The organism is Nonomuraea sp. NPDC049758 (assembly GCF_040674635.1).
Taxonomy (GTDB): Bacteria; Actinomycetota; Actinomycetes; order Streptosporangiales; family Streptosporangiaceae; genus Nonomuraea.
In genome coordinates this window covers 761,247-781,039 of the sequence record NZ_JBFAMZ010000001.1, presented here as the reverse complement: position 1 = coordinate 781,039, position 19,793 = coordinate 761,247, and the positions used below count along the sequence as shown (strand labels likewise).

The following is a 19,793-nucleotide window of genomic DNA, read 5'->3' as shown; positions in this document are numbered from 1 at the left end:
GGATGGATTCGGCCGAGAAGGGCTGAAGGGGCGGATGTGTGTGATGCGCCTGGCACCCTGACAAGACCGACTTATGGCACTATGGCTGCTTATCTCAACGCAACGAGAGGGTGGCGCCTGCCCGTCTTCTCGAAATGCCACTTCCACTCTTAAACAGGACAAAGGTGTCCGAACCGGGGCGGCTCATGAAGGATGTCGGTCAAGGCGAAGATCACCTTGCTGTGCTCGTGACACGTCTGAACAGATTGCGTGAAATCGAATGCGGAAACCCGTCGCTGAAACGGATTGAGAAAGTCGCGCTCGCCCTTTTGGCCGAAGAGCCCGAACGAAACAGATGGCGCCGGCCGTTGCCGAAGTCGACCGTGTCCGACCTGCTGAACGGCAGGTCGCAGAAAGTGCCGGATTTCCTGCTGATGCGGACCATCGTCGAGGTGTGTCAGGTGATCGCGGTGAAGTCCGGCATGCCCATTGAGTCCGTGGCGGAGCTGACCGCCGAGTTCAGCGCCCTGTGGCAGGCCGCCAAGGCGGAGGCGGGGGAGGCCGCGCGACGCCGGAACGGGTCGCCGGCCGCCGCCCGGACCGGCGGGGACGTCCTGGAGCCCGCGCCCGGCGAGCAGTCGTCCTGGCGGCCCTCCCCCACGGAGCTGCGGGTGCCGCTGCATTGGGGACGTCTGGGCATGTTCCGGCTGCGGTCGGCGGAGAGGGGTGACGCCAGGGCCGCCCACGAGCTGGCCGTCCTGCTGGCCTGCGAGGCGTGCGGCGCGGGTGGGAAGGAGGCCGAGCACTGGCGGCGGCTGGCCACGTACTGGAACCACCGGGCGCTCGGCGCGGTGCCGGAGGCGGCGGGCTTCCAGCTCCGCGGACGCCGGCTGGTGGTGATGGCCAGGGCGCTGGCCGAGAAGTACGCCGAGGCGGGCAAGCCCAGCTCGACGTACTTCTGGAAGGCCGTGCGGCAGGCGGAGACGTCCGTGCGGACGGTGGAGGCGCGGCAGGAGGCGGAGGTCGGCTGACGCCTCCGAGACGCCGGCGCGGCCGGAGGGTGGTCAGCGGGTCAGGACGCGTACGTTCCCGTACGTGCTGCGGACGAGGATGCTCCTGGAGCTGGACTTCGTGCTCTTGATGTCGGAGTGCTCGGAGCCGTCCTGGCTCTCGACCTTCACCTGGTAGGAGTCCTTCGGCACCCGGACGGTCACGCCGCCCTCGCGCGACTTCAGATCCAGGTCGGCGGGCGGCGCGGCGAAGGCCAGGGAGATCGAGCCGTCCAGGGTGCGTCCGTGCACGCTGGACGACCGCAGCCCGTCACCCTCGATCGTGCCGGAGTCGCTCAGCAGGCGCAGCTTGCCCGAGGTGTTCTTCACCTCGATGCGGTCGCCGCTGGAGACGTCGACGTCCTGGGTGAGGCCGTTCAGGATGACGCCGTCGGGGGAGTCGATCGTCAGCCGCACTCCGGCCGGGACCATCACGTGGTAGCGCGCGCCGCAGTCGCCGACGATGAGCGTGCAGTCGGCGCTGAGCCGCAGCACGCCGTCGCGCAGCGACCAGGAGGGGCTGGTGGACGCCTTGCCACGCGTCCAGCGCCGCACCTCGACGGCCGGGCTGGTGGCGGGCAGCACCCGCACCCCGCCCAGCGACGACGAGATCTTCAGTTCGGCTCCCGTGAACGGGAACGTCCGGACGGCGGGCACCTCATCGCTGTCGAAGCGCACGCTGCACCCGGTGACTGCCAGAATTGCCACGATTACCAGCAAAAGCCTCATGGAAACGATCGTGGCGAAGCGGCGGCGAAGTCCCATCGGCCGTTCGACCGATGCCCCTCCGCCATTCGGCCATAGGAACCACGGCCCCGACGCCAACGCGCCGGGGGACCGCGGCCCCGACGCCGGTGGGCTACAGCGCCGACAGCAGGGCGTGCACGTGCGGCAGGGGATCGCGTCCCAGCGGCCGGACGACCACCGTCCCCGCACCCGCCGCCCACATGCTCCTGACCTGCTCCGCCGCCTGCTCAGGGGTCCCGGCCGCCATGACGACGTCGTGCGGCGACACCCCCAGGTAGGCCGCCTGGTCCAGGACCACCGGATGGGCGAGCCGGTCCGCCTCCTCGCCGATGTGCAGGAAGGTGAAGACGCCCAGCTCGTGGTCGTCGCCCCCGGCGATCCGCTCGACGATGCCGGGCAGCTGCGCCGGGCCGACGCCCTCCGGCACGATCGTCCCCTGCGCGACGCGTCCCGACAGCGCCAGCGAGCGCGGCCCCTTCACGCCCGCCAGGACGGGCGGCGGCACGGCCGGCGGATGCACCAGCGACACGCCGTCGAGGTGCACCGCCTTGCCGTGCAGGGTGACCGTCTCGCCGCGCAGCAGGGCGCGTACGGCCGTGATCGTCTCCTCCAGCAGGGCGAGCGGCGACGGCACGGCCGCGCCGACCTGGCGCATCCATTCCTGCACGCCGTGCCCGATGCCGGCGGCCAGCCGGCCGGGATGCATCCGTGCCAGGTTGCCGATCTCCATCGCCAGCAGCATCGGGTTGCGCAGCGGCGCGGGGGTGATGCCGATGCCGACGCGCAGCCGGGACGTGACGGCCAGCGCGGTGGCCGCCGCCGAGACGCCGCCGGTCCAGCCCAGGTCCTCCACCACCCACAGGTCGTCGACGGCGGTCTCGTCGAGCGCCCGGGCGAACGGGATCAGCTCCTCGGGCGGCAGATCCCGGTCGAACATCACACCAAGTCTCACGAAGCCCTCCAGTAGTAGCGGAACAGCCGGCCGACCTCCGAGTATCCGGCACGCAGGAAGGCGTTCGCGGTAGGCGTGTTGCCCACGTCGGTCCCGGCGACGATGCGCCGGACGCCGGCCTCGGCCAGCGTGCGGGTGCCGTGCGCGAGCAGGTCGTCGACGTAGCCGCGGCCGCGGTGCTCGGGCACCACGCCGATGTAGGCGATGGAGTGGTCGTCGGGCGCGACCAGGCCGACGGGCGCGTCGCCGAGGTGGCCGACGACGAACCAGTCGGGCTTGGCCTTGCGGTTGACCAGGTCGTCGTACATCCAGCGGGCCTCCTGCGCGGCGCCCGCGGAGGCCAGCTCGACCTGCGTGTCGTGGTCGAGCGAGCCCTCGGAGATGCGCATGAGCAGGGCGAGCACCTCGTCGGGACGCAGGTCGCGGGCCGGCCGGTAGGTCAGCCGGCCCGGATCCGGCGGCACGTCGGTGCCGGCGGTCCAGGCGAGCGTCAGCCGTTCGACCTCCATGACGAACCCGGCCTCGGTCAGTGCATCGTGCTCCACCGCGCGGTCCACGACCGGGGTCAGGCCGGGCGGGAGCGAGATGTCGTGCATGATCTTCCCCAGCCCCGTCTCGCGCAGGCCGCGGCGCAGCAGCGCGGCCGCCGCCGCGGGGTCGGGGCCGGGCTCGAACTGCCAGACGATCACCGGGTCCGCGCCCGCGAAGGGGGCCCAGAACGCCAGGCGGGCCCGCCCTTCCGTGAAACACCACTCCGGCCGGGTCCTGCCCTCGGCGAAGGCGGCGGCGAGCTGGGAGCGGGCAGGCTCGGGGAACTCATCGAACAACGTGCGGGCCTCCGGACGTGAGAGGGATCTTCCCGCGAGCCTACGAGCCGGCGGCTCCGGGGAGATGTGCCCTCAATGACATCACGTCCATGATCCCGGCCGGACGCGGTCAGGCGGCCGGATCGAGGGCGGCACGGGCCTCGCCGAGCGAGGCGCTGGTCTCGAAGTGCCGGTCGAGGTTGGTGATCGTGAGCAGGTGACGGATCATGCCGGGCCCGAGGACGAGGATCATGCGTCCTCTCATGTCCTGGACGTGACTGAGCGTCGCCACCAGGACGCCGAGGCCCACCGAGTCGCAGAAGGGCACCTCGGTCAGGTCCATCACCAGGTTGAGCGGATCAGCCGCCGCCAGCGCCTCATCGAGCTCGGCGCGAAGCCGAGGAGCGCCCGCCACGTCGAGATCGCCGACGACGTGCAGGACGGTACAGGGGTCCTCCCGCCATGACTTGACCACCATGCCAATCACGTGCCCTGGCTTTACCCGGTTATGCCTATTTCTTGCAGATGTTCTCCATGGCGGTCTTGGTCGTCGGCGTGGAGCTCGGCTTGCTCGCCGGGGTGTCGGGCTGCTTGAGCTTCTTGATCTTCGGCTGGTCGCTGCCGGCGATCACCTCGACGCCCTCGACGTCGGCCTGCTTCAGCTCCGCGCCCGGGATGACGGACGCCACCAGGCGCGCGGCCGCCTCCTGGCCCGCGGCGTAACGCACGAGAGTCTGCTTGTGGTCCTTCTTGCCGGTGTTGCCCGGCTCGCCGGGCACCTTGAACCCGGAGGCCACCAGCGCCGACTTGGTGCGCGCCCCCAGCCCCGTGATGAGCGTGCCGTTCATGACCTTGACGGTGACGCTCTCCGGCGGGACCACGGTCTTGGCCGGCGACGGCGTGGCCGTCTTGGTCGGCACGGGCTTGGCGAGGTCCTGGTCGGCGTCGATGCGGCGGAACATGTCGCGGGCCGCCGGACGGTCCCACAACACCGCCGACTCGCCGGTCGGGGCCTTGAAGTCGACGTTCGCGAGCGGCACGTCGGCGAAGCGGACGTCCTCCAGCGACACGTCGCGCAGCTGGGTGGCCAGCCCGATCAGCCCGTCGTCGGGGTCGACCTTCACCGTGCTCAGCGTGGAGTTGACGAACGCGGCGAGCTTGGCCGGGTTGGCCAGCGTGTCGGCGCTCAGCGCCCGGTTGAGCAGCGCGGAGATGACCTGCTGCTGCCGGTCGATGCGGTCGAGGTCGGAACGGGCGGTGGCGCGGGTGCGGGCGTAGCCGAGCGCCTGGGCGCCCTGGAGCTGGTGGGTGCCGGCGAGCAGGTTGAGGCCGGTCTTGGGGTCGTTGATCGGGATGGGCGTGCAGACGGTGACGCCGCCGAGCGAGTCGACCACGTCGATGAACCCGAGGATGTTCACCTCGATGTAGCGGTTGATCTCCAGCCCGGTGGCGGCCCTGACGGTCTGCATGGTGAGCTTCGGCCCGCCGAACTGGTAGGCCGAGTTGATCTTGTGGTCGCCCTTGCCGGGGATCGTCGTCCAGGTGTCGCGCGGCAGGCTCACCACGGTGACGCGCTGGTGGTCCTCCGACAGGTGGATGACCATCATCGTGTCGGTGCGCTGGCCGGACTCGCGGCCCAGCTTGAGCTGGTTCTGCTGCTGCCGGGTCAGGTCGTCGCGCTTGTCGACGCCGACCAGCAGGATGTTCTCGGCCCCCTGGGACTTGGGGGCGGTCACGCCCGCGTCGACCGTGCCGATCTGGCGCGGGGTCGCCCACACCACGCCGGTGGTGACCAGGATGCCCGTGGACAGCAGGCCGGCGACGATCACGTTGCGGCGGCGGGCCTTGGCGCTCCGCACGGGCCTGCGTGGACGGGTGGCAGGAGTGAGCCTGACGCCGCCGTAGGCGTCGCCGCCCACCAGCACGCCGCCGTCCTCCTCGCCCGCTTCGCGCATGCCCTCCTCCTCGGATCCGCCGGGGACACCGGGGCTTTCGATTGCCCTTCTCCCCTGGTCGTACAGTAGCGTGAGCCCCGCCATGAAGCAGTTCCCCGACTCGCCGCACGCGCCCGCGGAGACGCGCGGCTGGCCCCCCATCTCCGTCGTCATGCCGGTCCTCAACGAGGAGCGGCACCTTCGCGAGGCCGTCGACCAGGTCCTCGCCCAGAGCTACCCCGGTGAGATCGAGGTCGTCCTCGCCGTGGGTCCGTCCCAAGACCGCACCCAGGAGGTCGCCGACGCCATCGCGGCGGCCGACCGCCGGGTGACCGTGGTGCCCAACCCGACCGGTCGCACGCCCAACGCGCTCAACGCCGCCATCGCCGCCGCACGCAACGGCATCATCGCCAGGGTCGACGGGCACGCCATGCTGCCCTCCGACTACCTGCGCGTCGCCGTCGAGACGCTGGCCGAGACCGGTGCCGACAACGTGGGCGGCGTCATGGCGGCCGAGGGCGTCACACCGTTCGAGCAGGCCGTGGCCTGCGCCATGACCTCCAAGATCGGCGTCGGCGCCGCGGCCTTCCACGTGGGCGGCACCGCGGGCCCGGCCGACACCGTCTACCTCGGCGTGTTCCGCCGCTCGGCGCTCGACCGGGTCGGCGGCTACGACGAGCACTTCCAGCGGGCCCAGGACTGGGAGATGAACCACCGCATCCGCCAGACCGGCGGGCTGGTCTGGTTCCAGCCGCGCATGCGGGTCACCTACCGTCCGCGGCCCAACGTCAAGGCGCTGGCCAAGCAGTACTTCCACTACGGCCGCTGGCGGCGCGTGGTCGCGCGCACCCACGAGGGCACGATCAACCTGCGTTACCTGGCGCCGCCCGCCGCGGTGCTGGCCATGGCGCTGGGGCTGGTGCTGTCGCCGTTCTTCCCGCTGACGCTCGTCGTCCCGGGGGGCTACGCGCTGGCCATCGTGGCCGGCTCGGCGGTCACCGGCAGCGGGCTGCCGGGCGCGGTCAAGCTGCGGCTGCCGCTCGTCTACGCCGCCATGCACGTCTCGTGGGGATGGGGCTTCCTCACCAGCCCGCGGAGGTTGTCCAGGCCGCCACGCTGATCACGAGCCCGAGAAGACCCGCTCGACGGCCGCGTCGAAGCGGGTCAGCGCGTCCGGGTACTCCGGCCCGAGCAGGTAGCTCCTGAGCTTGATCCTGGCTCGGGCCAGGGTGTCCTCACCGTCCAGGAAACCGGCGAGGGCCGCGAGGTCCTCGCCGAGGAGCACCCCCGCCTCGGTGCTCGGGTAGCGCTCGTGGAAGGCGCGCTCGGGCAGCCCCGCGACGTTCGTCACGGCGTACGGCTTCTCACTGGCCAGGAAGTCGGCCACGACGCTGGAGATGTCGCTGATCAGCAGGTCGCACTCGTTGAAGCAGTCGTACAGGTGCGGGCTCTCGCCGGTGACGATCAGGTGCCTGATCTCCGGCGCCCCGCCGGGGCTCGACGGATGCCTGGCCTTCGACCTGGCCAGCTCGGCCGCCTCGATCATCGACACGATCCTGCGGTGCGCCCGCGCGGCGCTCTTGTCACGGTGGCCGGTCAGCGGATGCGGCTTGTAGATGATCCGCAGCTGCGGGTCGTGGTCCAGCAGGGCGCGCACGATGCGCGGGCCCATGGTGATCAGCGACGTGTGGAACAGGTCGTCGTTCCAGCCCTCCCAGGTGGGGGCGTACAGGACGGTCCGGTACGGCAGCTTCGGGCCCTCGGTCGAGATGCCTTCGAGCTGCGGCCGGCCGACCTCGTGGATGCTCTCGTCCCGGACGCCCACGCGGGCGCGCCGGTAGCGGTCGCGACCGGCCGGCCCGGCCACCCACACCTCGTCGTACACCCGGGAGAACGGGTTGAACGACGCCTCCTTGTCGCTGTCGCCGTGGTTGAGGAACACGCTGCGCAGCGTCGGGATGCGCAGCATGTGGACGTTGCGGCCGACGTTGGAGACGTACAGGCAGAGCCTGGCGCTGAACAGGGCGCGGAAGCTCATCAGGTCGGCCGAGGACGGGATGCAGACCATCGGCAGCGTGGTCGACTCCAGGTGCCTGGCCATGCCGCGCTCGCGCAGCACGACGATCGCCCGCCGGTTGATGCGTTCGAGGGTGGGCAGCCACATCCTGGCCTGGTAGGCGGCGGCCGTCGCGCCGGAGAAGTACAGGATGACCTCCGGGTCGTAGGCCCTGACCTGCTCGCCCACGACCTCCAGCACCCTCGCCCGGTCGCCGAGCGGCCGGGTGCGGCGCACGTACGGCAGGAGCGCCAGCACGCCCGCCACGCCGAGCAGCAGCGCCACGCCCGCGCCGGCCGCCCCGGCCGCCGCGCCGAAGGTCGCGCCGAGCACCGGCAGGGCGTCGAGCCCGAGGAAGCGCAGGCCGCGGTGGGCGCCCAGGAACGGGGGCGGCATCTTGGGGATGCGCAGCGCGGACACGTCGAGGTTGCGGGTGGTCACCGGCATGCTGCTGAGCGTCTGCCGCAGGCGGATGGCCAGCCCCGAGTGCGCGGCCCGCGCGCCGTGCAGCGCGAACAGCCCGGCGGCCAGCGCCACGAACCACGGCGAGGCGGCCCCCGACACCCGCGCCACCAGCAGCAGCGCGGCCGTCTCCCGGGCCGCGAACCGCAGCGTGGTCCCCAGGTGCATCCGGCTGAGCAGCTCGGTCAGCCCGCCGGCCAGGCGTGCCGCGGCGAACTCGACGGCGTAGGAGACCACGGCGACCAGCCCGAACAGCAGCGGCGCCGGCCACAGCGCCGAGGCCAGCAGGACGGGGTAGCAGCCGAGCAGCGCGCCGATCGCCAGCAGTCTTCTCATGCGACCGCACGGTAACAACCCGCAGGTCAAGGGCCTTCCACGCGAACGTCTACGACATGCCCGGACACGTCAGGAGATGGACCCCCTGATCGCGAAGAGCTGCTCGGCGATCCGCAGGTCGTCCGGATGGGTGACCTTGATGTTGCGCTCGCTGCCGGGGACCAGGTGGATGGGCACCTCGGGCAGGTAGCGCAGCACCACGCCGCAGTCGTCGGTGGCCGGGCGTTCGGCGAAGCCCGGGTCGGCCATGGCCCGCTCGTACGCCTCGCGGATCACCGAGAGCCGGAAGCACTGCGGCGTCTGGCTGCGGCGCAGCCGCGAGCGGTCGAGGACCTCGCCGATCACCTCGCCGTCCGGGCCGGGCACGGCCACCAGGACCGTGTCGGAGCTCGGGATCGCCACGTTGACGGCCCGGTGGGTACGCAGCGCCGCCACGCACTCGGTGATGATCCGCGGCTCCAGAAGGGGCCGTACGGCGTCGTGCAGCAGCACGTCGCACTCCTGCGTGCCCAGCGCCCGCAACGCCCGCCACGTGCTCTCCGTACGGCTCCGGCCGCCCTCCACGATCCGGGTGACCTTGCGGTGGCCGCCGTTCGCCACGATCTCCTTCACCCGGTCGGTGAAGCCGGGCGTCATCAGCACCACGATCTCGTCGATCTCCGGCGCCCGCTCGAACACCGCGATGGAGTGCTCCAGAATCGTCCGCCCGGCTACTTCGATGAGCTGTTTGGGTATCTCATGTCCGACCCGCTGCCCCACGCCTCCCGCGAGGAGCACTCCGACCGACCGCCGCGCTGCATCCATGTCGGCAGCGTAACGGTCCTGTTCCGTGATATCGCGCGCCCCTGTCGCTACGCTGTGTCCACGCACTCCCTACCGGGAGGAGACCTGCGCTTTGCCCGACTCACTCACCCGCGAGGGCACGACCACCTCGGTGGTGCTGCTCGCCACGACCCCGGCGTGCCGGCTCTCCTGCGCCGACGGCACGCTCCTCGACCGGCTGAGCGACCAGTTCGCCGCGCTTCCCGTCCGTGACGTCCAGGTGGTGACCCCCGGTGGCGGGCTCGGGGCCGACCTGCGCGGGGTGGCCAAGATCGCCCGGGTCTCCTCGGGCACGGTCGTGGTGCTCCCCGCCGACCTCGTCGCCCACACCGAGGCGCTCGCGCTGCTGCTCGAACATCCCGCGCGCGACACCGGGGCGCTGGTCTCCCACGACGACGCCGCCGCCCCGATGCGGCCGCCCGTACGCGTCGAGGCCGGCAGGGTGGTCGCCGCCGGCAGCTCGTTCCACACCGTCCCGGAGGCCAACGCCACCTTCAGGGGCGTGCTCCAGACCGGCGAGGCCGACCTGGCGTCCCTGGCCGACATCGCCGAGGAGCTGGCCGAGCTGGCCGATCTGGGCAAGCTCGGCCCGGTCACCCCCGTCGAGGCGGTCGACCTGCTGCTGGTGGGCCTGGTCAGGGCCGGCGTACGGGTGCGCGCCGCCTCGATCGGCCCGCTGCACGCCGACCGCGTGACCGGCCAGCACGCCGCCGACAGCGCCCTGACCAGGCTCGCCGAGGTCGACGAGGCCAGGGTCCGGCTCGACACCTCGGTCAAGGAGGACGACGGCTTCTTCGCCACCTTCTTCGTCTCCACCTGGTCGCGCCACCTGATCAGGCCGGCCGTCCGCCTCAAGCTGACCCCCAACGCCGTCACCGGCGTCTCGATCGGCCTGGCCGCGCTGGCCGCCGTCTGGTTCTCGGCCGGCACCCAGGCGGGGCGGGCGGCCGGGGGCGCGCTGTTCGTGATGTCGTTCGCGCTCGACTGCCTCGACGGGCAGCTCGCCCGCTACACCCGCACGTTCTCCCCGCTCGGCGCCTGGGCCGACGGCATGGCCGACCGGCTCAAGGAGTACCTGGTCTACGTCGGGCTCGCCTTCGGCCACGGCGGGACCACGATCTGGTACCTGGCCGCCGCCGCGATGATCACGCAGGTCGTCCGCCACACCATCGACTACTCCTACGCCGGGGCGCTGGCCGACGCGGGCCGCGTCGGCGCCCTGTGGGCCAGGCCCGCCCGGTCGCTGCTGGAGCCGGCCGACGCGCGGCACGCCCACGGGATGCTCGGGCTCGCCCAGCGGCTGGAGCGCGACTCGCTCGCCCGCTGGCTCAGGAAGATCGTCGTGCTGCCCATCGGCGAGCGGACGGTGCTGATCGCCGTCACCGCCGCCGTGTGGGACGCCAGGGTGACGTTCGTGTCCCTGCTGTGCTGGGGCGGGGTCGCCGCCCTCTACCAGCTCGCCGGACGCCTCGCGAGGTCGGCCCGGTGAGGGTCGCCGGGGCGGGCGAGGCGGCGGCGGTTCGCCGGATCGGGAGGTGGGCAGCGTGATCTCCGTGCACATGACCCCCGTGCCAGAGAGCAAGGTCGTCGCCTACCGCGACGACGGGCCGCTCTCGCGCGCGATGGGCCTGCTCGTGGCCGGGCAGCTCCCGCCGCTGCCGCCGGTGATCGCCGGCACGTTCGTCACCGGCGTGCTGCTGCTGATCGGCGTGGCCGGGTCCGACGGGCTCGCGGTGTTCGCGCCCGCCGTGACGCTGCTGCTGGCCGGGCCGGGCAGCACCCACCCGCACGACGGCCGCTTCGACTGGCTGGTGCCGCCGATCCTGCGGCTCATCGAGTACAGCTTCGTCGCCGCCTGCGGCTTCGCCCACGGGCTGCCGCCGGTGCTGACCTTCCTGCTGCTCGGCGCGCTCGCCTTCCACCACTACGACCTGGTCTACCGGCTGCGCCAGCGCGTCTACCCGCCGGCCTGGCTCTCGACGCTCGGCCTCGGCTGGGACGGCCGGATGATGGCGGTCTCGCTGGCCGCCCTGGCCGGCTGGATGACCGCGGGCTACGTGCTGCTGACCCTCTACCTCTGGGCGCTGTTCGGCTGGGAGAGTGTCACGTGCTGGCTGGCCGCGCCCCGATCGGGCGTCGAGGCGAGCGAGATGGGAACGCAAGACTAACGCCGGATTACCCGCGAAGGGGCCAAAGGCAACTAACCTTTGGGCACACGTAGTCATGCTCGACCGAGGAGTGCACGTTGCTGGGAATGGTTCTGGCCGCCGGGGCCGGACGACGCCTGCGGCCGTACACCGACACGCTGCCCAAGGCGCTCGTGCCGGTTGACGGCGAAACCACGATCATGGACATCTCGCTGCGCAACCTCGCCGAGGTGGACCTGCGGGAGGTCGTGGTCGTCGTCGGTTACGCGGCGCAGGCCGTGCACGACCGCAAGGAGGAGCTGGAGAGGCGCCACGGCGTCAAGCTCACCCTCGTGCACAACGACAAGGCCGAGGAGTGGAACAACGCCTACTCCCTGTGGTGCGCCCGCGACTACTTCGCCCAGGGCGTGCTGCTGGTCAACGGCGACACCGTCCACCCCGTCTCGGTGGAGAAGACGCTGCTGGCCGCCCCCGAGACGAGCGACGTCCTGCTCGCGGTCGACAACGTCAAGAAGCTGGCCGACGAGGAGATGAAGGTGACCCTCTCCCCGGAGGGCTCGCTGCGCCGCATCACCAAGCTGATGGACCCGGCCGAGGCGTACGGCGAGTACATCGGCGCCACGCTCATCAGGCCCGGCGCGGCCGAGCGGCTGGCCGACGCGCTCAAGACGACGTTCGAGCGCGACCCCCAGCTCTACTACGAGGACGGTTACCAGGAGATGGTCGAGCGCGGCGAGGCGATCCACGTCGCGCCCATCGGCGAGGTCGACTGGGTCGAGGTGGACAACCACGACGACCTGGCCAAGGCTCGCACCATAGCCGTTCGCTACTAGAGGGAGCGCGCATGCCGCTTCTAGCGAGGATGCTGCCGGCGCCCCTGACCATGGAGGTCAGGCGCGGCGCCGTCGCCGAGCTCGGCGCCCTGCTGGCCGACAGCCGCGTGGCCACCTCCGGCCGGGTGGCCGTGGCCGTCGGGCCCGGCCAGGGCGACCACATCGAGCGCCTGATCGCCCCCACCCTCGGCGAGGCCGAGGTGTTCAGGGTGAGCGACGGGTCGGTCGAGGCGGCCGTCTCACTCGGCGCCGACCTGCGCAAGGGCGCCTACGAGGTCGTCGTCGGGGTCGGCGGCGGCAAGACGATCGACGCGACGAAGTACGCCGCCTCCCTCGCGGGCATCCCCATGGTGGCCGTGGCCACCAACCTCTCCCACGACGGCATCTGCTCGCCCACCGCCTCCCTCGTCTACGAGGGGGGCAAGGGCACCTTCGGCGTGCCGATGCCGCTGGCCATCCTGGTCGACCTCGACTTCGTGCACAACGCGCCGAAGTCGCTGGTCAGGGCCGGCATCGGCGACGTCGTCAGCAACCTGTCGGCGATCGAGGACTGGCAGCTCGGCAACGTCGAGCGCGGCGAGCCCATCGACGGCCTGGCCTGCTCGATGTCCCGCACCGCCGCCGAGGCGCTGGTCGGCCGGAGCGACGGCATCGAGTCCGACGCGTTCCTGACCGTCCTGGCCGAGTCGCTCATCCTGTCGGGCATGTCGATGGTCGTCGCCGGGTCGTCGCGGCCCGCGAGTGGTGGAGATCATGAGATCCTTCATGCCGTGGATCAGCTCTTCCCCGGCACCTCCAACCACGGCGAGCTCGCCGGCATAGGTGCCGCCTTCTGCTTCTTCCTGCGGGAGGACGCCGCCAGGGTGGCCCAGGTCGTCGACTGCCTGCGCCGGCACGAGCTCCCGGTCGTGCCCGCCGACATCGGGCTGACCGGCGAGCAGTTCGCCGACGTGGTCGCGCTGGCGCCGTCGACCCGTCCCGGCCGTTACACGATCCTGGAGCACCTGCGCATGCAGGACTCCGAGATCCGCGATCGGGTGGGGGACTATGTCCGGGCCTTCGGTAGCTGAGCTGCGGCGGGTCGCCCAGCCTGAGGGCCATCTCGACCGCAGGAACGGCGAGCACTGGGCAGGCGTGCTCTACATGCGCCGGCTGTCCATCTACGTCACGTGGCTGACGAGCAAGACGTCGGTCACGCCCAACCAGCTCACCTGGGTGATGACGGTCGCCGGGGTCGCGGCGGGCTTCGTGCTGGCCCTGCCGGGGCTGTGGGCGGCCGTGCTGGCCGCCCTGCTCGTCCAGGTCTACCTGCTGCTCGACTGCTCCGACGGCGAGCTGGCCCGCTGGACGGGCAAGACGTCGCTGGCCGGGGTCTACCTCGACCGCGTCGGGGCCTACTTCACCGAGGCCGCCGTGCTGGCCGGGCTCGGCTGGCGGGCCTCGGCCGTGCTGCCCGACTGGTACACCGTGCTCGGCTTCGCCGCCGCGCTCGGCGCCATCCTCATCAAGGCCGAGACCGACCTGGTGGAGGTGGCGCGGGCCAAGGGCGGCCTGGGCGCGTCCTCCGAGGCGTCGGCGGTGCAGTTCCGTTCGGGGCTGCTCGGTCTGGGCAGGAGGATCCTGGCGGCGACCAAGTTCCATCGGATCATGCAGCCGATCGAGCTGTCGCTGCTCGCGGTGGCGGCCGCGGTGATCGACCTGGCGACCGGCACGCTCGGGGCCTCCCGCGTGCTCATCGTGGCCTGCGTGATCGCCGCCGCGCTGCAGACCGTGCTCCATCTGATCAGCATTATGGCGTCGAGGCGGCTTGGGTGATCTCATGTCGGAACCGGAGGAGCTTCCCGTCCGTCGTATTGATCGGACGTCCGCCGTTCGGTGGGGGTTCACCATCGGTTCCGATACGCTTAGCTCCACCATTGTCAACAAGATGCAGACCAGCAGACTCGGTGATCATGAAAGAATGCTCCGCTCGTGTCCTCAACGCGTCAGGACGATGACCCGTTGAAGATCTCGTGCGTCATCCTCACCATGGGCAACCGGGTCGCGGAGCTGAACCGGGCCGTCGAGTCCGCGCTCAACCAGGTCGACGGCGACGTCGAAGTGGTGATCGTGGGCAACGGCGCCGACGTGCCCCAGGTGTCGGCCACGCCACCCGAGGGCTCGGCCGCGGTCGTGAAGACGATCCGGCTCGACCACAACACCGGCATTCCCGCCGGCCGTAACCGCGGCGTCGAGGAGTGCTCCGGCGACGTCGTGCTGTTCCTCGACGACGACGGCTGGTACGCCAACCAGAAGGTCGTCGCCCACGTGCGCGACCGGTTCGCCACCGAGCCCGACCTCGCGGTGATCTCCTTCCGGGTGATGGACCCCGAGGGCGGCGTCGGCCAGCGGCGGCACGTGCCCCGGCTGCGCGCGGGCGACCCGCAGCGCTCCTCGCCGGTCACCACGTTCCTCGGCGGCGCCTCGGCGGTGCGGCGTTCGGCCTTCCTCCAGGTCGGCGGCCTGCCGGAGAAGTTCTTCTACGCGCACGAGGAGACCGACCTGGCCTGGCGCCTGCTGGGCGAGGGCTACCGGATCGAGTACGACGCCGAGACCGTCATGTACCATCCGCAGGTCCCGCCGACCAGGCACGCGCAGTTCTACCAGCTCAACGCCCGTAACCGGGTCTGGCTGGCGCGGCGCAACCTGCCGTGGCCGCTGGCGTTCCTCTACCTGACCAACTGGGTGGTGCTCACCCTGATCCGCGAGCGCCGTTCGGGGGTCGCGATCAAGGCGTGGTTCTCCGGCTTCTTCGAAGGGCTGCGCACGCCGGCGGGCGAGCGTCGTCCCATGGCCTGGCGCACCGCCTGGCGCATGGTCAAGCTCGGCCGCCCGCCGATCGTCTAGACCGTCTCCGCCTCGCCGAAGGTCATCGAGGCATGGGAGACGGTCGAGGCGAACAGCGCCCGCTTGGGCAGCCCCAGCTCGCTGAGCTCCTTGGCGATGGGGTGGTTGCCCAGGCGGATCAGCGCGCCGCCCGGCCGCACGCGGGTGCCCCCGGCCCGTACGGACCAGGGGATGCGCCGCGTGACGCCCTCCAGATGGGTGAAGGCGTCCAGCGGCGCCATGGCGGCCGGCGCCGGCACGCCGGGCCTGATCAGCAGGTCGAGCACGAGCCTGCCGTCCTTGCGCAGTACACACCGCTTGTACGGCGACCCGAGCCGCAGCTCGATGTCGGCCAGTTCCTTGGGGAAGCCCCAGATCGTCCGCCCCGCCTCCAGCGTGAACCGCTGGTCGACGGGCAGCCAGTGGACGAAGACGCCCGCGCCGCGCAGGTCGCCGAGCCCGACCGAGCCCGCCGCCCCCGGCCGCCGGATCAGGAAGGCCATCCCGAACTCGTGGTAGGTGTCGAGGTCGCCGTCGCGGTAGTCGACGAACAGCAGCACGCACACGGCCTTGCCGGGGAACACCTCGGCCACGTCGAGACCGGAATAGGCGATCACCGCCCGCGCCGCGTCGGCCCGCACCGCGTAGAAGGCGCTGCAGACCTCCGCGTCCTCCACTCGCACAGGCATGCCCACCGTCCGGCCCTGGATCAGATGCGATGCCATGAGACCAGTACATCAACCCGGGAGCCCGCTGGCCATTCCTACACCGCCAGCGCGTGTTCCGGCAGGGCCGCCCACGACTCGGCCAGCTTGACGAAGTCCGCCGCCCGGTCGGGCCAGTGGTGGCGCAGCCGGGCCTCGGCGTGCCCGACCGCTCCCAGGTCGGCCCGCCGCACGGGGTCCTCCTTGAGGTCCAGGACGGCGTCCAGCAGCGCGTCCACGTCCCGGGGCACCACCAGGCCGCAGCCGACGGCCCGCACCAGCGGGGCGGCCTGCGGGGTGGCGATCACCGGCAGGCCGCGGCCCATGTAGTCGAGGATCTTCGTGGGCGGCCCGGTCACGGTGTCGGCGGCCAGGGACAGCCCGGCCAGCGCGCCCTCGGACATGCGCAGGGCGTGCCGGTTGGGCACGTACCCGAACCAGTCGAGCAGGCCGACGCGCTGGGCGTCGCGCAGCAGCGGGCGCACGTCGGGGTCGGCGGCGCCGATGAGGTCCATCCGGATGCCGTGCGGCGCCAGGCGCTCGGCCAGGGCGATCAGCTCGGCCACGCCGCGCTCGGCCGACAGGCGGCCGATGTGCACGACCCTGGTGTCGCCGGGAGGGGGCGGGCTGGGCGACACCAGGGTCGCGTCGGGCACCTCCGTGGAGGTGATCACGTGGTGCCGTCTTTCCGCGCGGGCCCGCCGCCTGGGCGAGACGTCCTCGCGGACGTCCCAGACGACCGGAGGGCGCCGGTGGGGCAGCGCCCGCAGCAGCCGGTGGTCGTGCACGATCAGCAGGTCGGCGTCCCGCACGCCGCGCCTGAGCGCCGCGCGGGCCTTCCCGTACGGGGCCTGCCGGGCGACGTCGACGGCGGTGAGCCCGACGGCCGGGGTGACGTTGTAATAGGTGAACGGCGCGACGTAGGTCACCTCGTGGCCCGCGTCGAGCAGCGCCCTGATCTGCCGGTGCATGATCCGGGCGTCCTCGGGATGATGGACGGTGGTGGCGACACATGCGCGCATGTGTCGATGCTCCGCGCCTACCAGGTCAAAGGCGTTAACTCAGGTGAAAGGGCCGCTTAACTTCCAGAGGGGCGGCGATAGAGCCAGGTCAGGCGGGGTTCGAGCACCCACTTGAAGACCGTGCGCGTCTCCGGCAGGCACAACACGATCGCCAGTGCGAACGAGCTGCACGCGATGGCCAGCACGCCGAGCGGCCCGTGCAGCCACGGGAGCGCCAGCCAGCCCTGGTCTTTGGCGATCAGAACGGGGATGCCGTGGAGCAGGTAGCAGTAGAGCGTGCGGGTGCCGAGGTCGGAGTACCAGGTCTCGCCGCGCGGCACCAGCGCCAGCACCGCGAAGGACATCGCCAGGGCGCAGACCAGCAGCCCGACCTTGAGCAGCAGGCCCATCCACCAGGACAGGTCCATGTCCTGGAAGCTGTGCTTGAAGTAGAACGGGTCGAGCGGCGCCTTGGGCGCGATGACGATGGCCACGGCCGCCGCGCAGAGCAGCGTGACCCCCGACGCGATCTTGATCCACAGCTTGTTGAGCATCTCGAAGTGCTCGGGCTGCATCACCAGGCCGATGACGAAGAACGGCAGCAGGCCGAAGAAGCGGTCCATGCTGAAGTCGCCGGTGATCTGCGAGAAGCCGGCGAACATGTAGATCACGATGGCCACCGGGACCGGGTGCTTCATCCGCTTCCACACCGGTGTGGACAACCGCCAGAACAGCAGCGCCAGCAGGTACCAGTTGAGCCACGCCGGATCGATGATCGTGAGGCTCCACTTCTGGCCGAGCCCGTAGCGGACGGCGGCGTAGCCGATCTCCACGATCACGTACGGCACGACGAACGTGTCGACGAGCTTGTTCGTCTTCGCGTTGGAGTTCCAGAAGTTCCTGGACAAGTAGCCGCTGATCATCACGAACAGCGGCATGTGGAACATGTAGATGTAGATGTAGAGCGCTCTGGAGGAATGGGTCGAGAGCGTGGGCACCAGCGAGTGGCCCAGCGGGACGAGCGCGATCAGGATGAACTTGACGTTGTCGAGGTAGGGGTCGCGCCTGCGCTTGGGCGGCTCGGGCTCCTCGGCGGGCTCCTGCCGCTCCTCGGGGCGCTCGCCCGTCGCGACGCCGTGGGGGTCGGTCTGGTTGCCCCAGACGGACTCCTGAGGCAGGGGCCAGCGAGCTCCAGTGTTCGCCGGCCCGCCTTCCTCGACGGGGCCGTCAGGGCTCCGCGGGGTCGTGACCGGTGGGGAGAACTTTGTGTCAGACACTGGGGAGCTCAGCTTCGCTAGGGGCCGGGGTGCACGACGCAACTCTGACATTTCACACTTACAACCGCCTTAACAGCGGCCGTGTCGCGCTGCGTCGCCGACCCGCAAACATTATCCCGATCTAGTGGTCCCTGTCTCACCAGAAGTCCGGTTCCACAGGGAACTTGGAGCCTCAGGTGCACACGTTCTTCTGGTCGGAGGCCGTGATGGTGCTGTTGTTCACGCTGTCAGGAAGCTTGGTGACCTTGACCGACTTGAAGTCGGAGCCGACCACGAGCTGGATCACCGGGGCGCCCTTGCCGCCCGCGCCGGCGGCCGTGCCGGTCGTGCCGGAGGTGTAGGGCTGCGGGTTGGTCGCGGTGACCTTGCCCGCCGAGGGAGCCGGCTTGGGCAGCACCGCGCCGGACAGCACGGCCGCGTAGTCGGCGCCGGTGGCGGCGCCCTTGGCGTAGTGGATCTCGCTGGAGGGCAGGCTCGCGCCGTCGGCGGCCTGGTAGTTGCCCACCCCGACGACGTTGAAGCCCTGCTTGGCCAGCTCGTCGGCCACCAGGCGGGCCTTGCCCGGCGTGGTGGTGCCGTTGAGCACCTGGACCTTCACCTGCTCGGGCTTCGGCGTGACCTTGGGCTTGGTGCTCGCGCTGGCACTGGCGCTCGGGCTCGGGCCGGGGAGTTCGGTGTCGCTGATGATGGAGGCCCACAGCGCGGAGGCGTCCGGCTCCTTCCAGATCACCCGGTTGGGGTCCTGCGGGTCGGGCAGCCACGGGATCGTGGTGAGCTGCACGCCGCCCGCGGTCAGCTCCTTGGCGCTGGTGGCGATGTCGATGAGCTGCTGGGTGTCGTTGGCCAGCTCGGGGTCCATGGTGACCGAGCCCGCCGCCGCCTTGATGAAGCCGGTCAGCTTGCCGATGTCGGTGAGCAGCTCGCTGCTCGTGGCCTTGGCGATGACCTTGCTCAGGAAGATCTGCTGGCGCTTGATGCGCTGGATGTCGCTGCCGTCGCCGTAGTGGCGCAGACGTACGTAACCGAGCGCCTTCTCGCCGTTGAGCAGGCTCTTGCCCGGAGGCAGGACGAGATGGGACGCCCTGTCGTTGACGCCGGACTTGAGGCAGATCTCGATGCCGCCGAGGGCGTCGACGATGTTCTTGAAGCCGCTGAAGTCCACCTCGACGAAGTGGTTGATGCGGATCTGGGTGAGCGTCTCGATCGTGGAGATCGTGCACGCGATGCCACCGGAGTTGTACGCCGAGTTGATCATGTCCCGGCGGGGCGGCATCTCGGCCTTGGTGGTCTCGTTCTTGCACTTCGGGATCTGCACCATCGAGTCGCGCGGGAAGCTGATCAGGCGCGCCTTGTCCCGGTTGGGGGAGATGTGCATGACGATGATCGTGTCGGTGCGCTTGCCGCCCGCGTCGGCCGTCCTGGCGAGCTGCTGGCCGTATTTGGCGTTGCCCTTGCCCGCGCGGGTGTCGGAGCCGACGAGCAGCACGTTGAGTGCGCCCGTGTCGCGTGGACGCGGGTTGATGATGTCCTCTTTGACGCTCTTCTGGGTGATGTTGCCGAAGGCGTCGCGGTAGACGGTGTAACCGGTCAGCGCGCCGGCCACCATGACCGTGGTGGCGGCGATGCTGACCCAGGCCAGCACCCGCATCTTGCCCTGACCGCCGCCGCCGCCGTCGCCGCGGTGGCCGCGCGTGGGCCGGTCGTCGGGCGGGGGAGGCGGGGAGCCCGCGGCCCTTCGCGCCATCCGGCTGCCCGGAGCGCTGGGGGCGACCCTGGCGTCCTGGACGGACGCGCTCCTGTAGTCACTCATACGCCCCCTAGCC

General features: G+C 71.0%; 19 protein-coding genes. 8 read left to right on the top strand and 11 right to left on the bottom strand.

Annotated features, from left to right (window positions below):
- Positions 1 to 362: 362 nt before the first annotated feature.
- A complete protein-coding gene (locus tag AB0J46_RS03600; RefSeq protein ID WP_364325866.1) occupies positions 363 to 1,010 on the top strand; it encodes a hypothetical protein in 648 nt (215 codons plus the stop codon).
- Positions 1,011 to 1,043: 33 nt separating this feature from the next.
- Here the strand turns inward: AB0J46_RS03600 and AB0J46_RS03595 are convergent, their stop codons facing one another.
- From AB0J46_RS03595 to AB0J46_RS03575, 5 genes are all read right to left on the bottom strand, one after another.
- Positions 1,044 to 1,736, bottom strand: a complete 693-nt coding sequence (locus AB0J46_RS03595; protein ID WP_364325863.1) for a DUF4097 family beta strand repeat-containing protein — start codon at positions 1,734 to 1,736, stop codon at positions 1,044 to 1,046.
- Positions 1,737 to 1,887: 151 nt separating this feature from the next.
- Positions 1,888 to 2,727 carry an LLM class flavin-dependent oxidoreductase gene (locus tag AB0J46_RS03590; RefSeq protein WP_364325860.1) on the bottom strand — a complete coding sequence of 280 codons (840 nt, stop codon included), beginning with the start codon at positions 2,725 to 2,727 and terminating at the stop codon, positions 1,888 to 1,890.
- The gene (locus tag AB0J46_RS03585; protein WP_364325858.1) at positions 2,724 to 3,554 is read right to left on the bottom strand and encodes a GNAT family N-acetyltransferase; all 831 of its coding nucleotides are present in this window, start codon (positions 3,552 to 3,554) and stop codon (positions 2,724 to 2,726) included. Before AB0J46_RS03585 ends, AB0J46_RS03590 begins: the two co-directional genes overlap by 4 nt.
- Positions 3,555 to 3,663: 109 nt before the next feature.
- Positions 3,664 to 4,011, bottom strand: coding sequence for an STAS domain-containing protein (locus tag AB0J46_RS03580; protein WP_364325855.1), 348 nt, complete (start codon positions 4,009 to 4,011; stop codon positions 3,664 to 3,666).
- Positions 4,012 to 4,045: 34 nt separating this feature from the next.
- Positions 4,046 to 5,488, bottom strand: a complete 1,443-nt coding sequence (locus tag AB0J46_RS03575; RefSeq protein ID WP_364325852.1) for an LCP family protein — start codon at positions 5,486 to 5,488, stop codon at positions 4,046 to 4,048.
- Between the two features lie 82 nt (positions 5,489 to 5,570).
- On the opposite strand from AB0J46_RS03575, the gene AB0J46_RS03570 reads away from it, so the two are divergent.
- Positions 5,571 to 6,587, top strand: coding sequence for a glycosyltransferase family 2 protein (locus AB0J46_RS03570; protein WP_352349181.1), 1,017 nt, complete (start codon positions 5,571 to 5,573; stop codon positions 6,585 to 6,587).
- Here the strand turns inward: AB0J46_RS03570 and AB0J46_RS03565 are convergent, their stop codons facing one another.
- Both AB0J46_RS03565 and AB0J46_RS03560 read right to left on the bottom strand, forming a co-directional pair.
- Positions 6,588 to 8,321, bottom strand: coding sequence for a CDP-glycerol glycerophosphotransferase family protein (locus tag AB0J46_RS03565; protein WP_364325849.1), 1,734 nt, complete (start codon positions 8,319 to 8,321; stop codon positions 6,588 to 6,590).
- A 69-nt stretch (positions 8,322 to 8,390) separates the two neighbouring features.
- Positions 8,391 to 9,125 (bottom strand): IspD/TarI family cytidylyltransferase, encoded by a 735-nt coding sequence (locus tag AB0J46_RS03560; RefSeq protein ID WP_364325846.1) that lies wholly within the window; start codon positions 9,123 to 9,125, stop codon positions 8,391 to 8,393.
- A gap of 91 nt (positions 9,126 to 9,216) precedes the next feature.
- On the opposite strand from AB0J46_RS03560, the gene AB0J46_RS03555 reads away from it, so the two are divergent.
- The 6 genes from AB0J46_RS03555 (at position 9,217) to AB0J46_RS03530 (ending at position 15,009) form a co-directional block, all read left to right on the top strand.
- Positions 9,217 to 10,632, top strand: a complete 1,416-nt coding sequence (locus AB0J46_RS03555) for a CDP-alcohol phosphatidyltransferase family protein (protein ID WP_364325843.1) — start codon at positions 9,217 to 9,219, stop codon at positions 10,630 to 10,632.
- A 55-nt stretch (positions 10,633 to 10,687) separates the two neighbouring features.
- Positions 10,688 to 11,311, top strand: coding sequence for a DUF5941 domain-containing protein (locus AB0J46_RS03550; RefSeq protein WP_364325840.1), 624 nt, complete (start codon positions 10,688 to 10,690; stop codon positions 11,309 to 11,311).
- Between the two features lie 77 nt (positions 11,312 to 11,388).
- Positions 11,389 to 12,123 (top strand): phosphocholine cytidylyltransferase family protein, encoded by a 735-nt coding sequence (locus AB0J46_RS03545; RefSeq protein WP_364325837.1) that lies wholly within the window; start codon positions 11,389 to 11,391, stop codon positions 12,121 to 12,123.
- A 29-nt stretch (positions 12,124 to 12,152) separates the two neighbouring features.
- On the top strand, positions 12,153 to 13,193 hold the full coding sequence (locus AB0J46_RS03540; protein WP_358283907.1) for an iron-containing alcohol dehydrogenase family protein: 1,041 nt from the start codon (positions 12,153 to 12,155) through the stop codon (positions 13,191 to 13,193).
- On the top strand, positions 13,171 to 13,938 hold the full coding sequence (locus AB0J46_RS03535; protein WP_357702650.1) for a CDP-alcohol phosphatidyltransferase family protein: 768 nt from the start codon (positions 13,171 to 13,173) through the stop codon (positions 13,936 to 13,938). Before AB0J46_RS03540 ends, AB0J46_RS03535 begins: the two co-directional genes overlap by 23 nt.
- Before the next feature lie 186 nt (positions 13,939 to 14,124).
- Positions 14,125 to 15,009, top strand: coding sequence for a glycosyltransferase (locus AB0J46_RS03530; RefSeq protein ID WP_358282593.1), 885 nt, complete (start codon positions 14,125 to 14,127; stop codon positions 15,007 to 15,009).
- On the opposite strand, the gene AB0J46_RS03525 is transcribed toward AB0J46_RS03530, so the two are convergent.
- The 4 genes from AB0J46_RS03525 to AB0J46_RS03510 all read right to left on the bottom strand — a co-directional run bounded on the left by AB0J46_RS03525 (position 15,006) and on the right by AB0J46_RS03510 (position 19,780).
- The gene (locus tag AB0J46_RS03525; protein ID WP_364325834.1) at positions 15,006 to 15,713 is read right to left on the bottom strand and encodes an acetoacetate decarboxylase family protein; all 708 of its coding nucleotides are present in this window, start codon (positions 15,711 to 15,713) and stop codon (positions 15,006 to 15,008) included. The genes AB0J46_RS03530 and AB0J46_RS03525 overlap by 4 nt on opposite strands.
- A gap of 38 nt (positions 15,714 to 15,751) precedes the next feature.
- The gene (locus tag AB0J46_RS03520; protein WP_364325831.1) at positions 15,752 to 16,714 is read right to left on the bottom strand and encodes a glycosyltransferase; all 963 of its coding nucleotides are present in this window, start codon (positions 16,712 to 16,714) and stop codon (positions 15,752 to 15,754) included.
- Positions 16,715 to 16,770: 56 nt separating this feature from the next.
- Positions 16,771 to 17,970 (bottom strand): acyltransferase family protein, encoded by a 1,200-nt coding sequence (locus AB0J46_RS03515; RefSeq protein ID WP_364325828.1) that lies wholly within the window; start codon positions 17,968 to 17,970, stop codon positions 16,771 to 16,773.
- Positions 17,971 to 18,142: 172 nt separating this feature from the next.
- A complete protein-coding gene (locus tag AB0J46_RS03510; protein ID WP_364325825.1) occupies positions 18,143 to 19,780 on the bottom strand; it encodes an LCP family protein in 1,638 nt (545 codons plus the stop codon).
- Between the last annotated feature and the right edge of the window lie 13 nt (positions 19,781 to 19,793).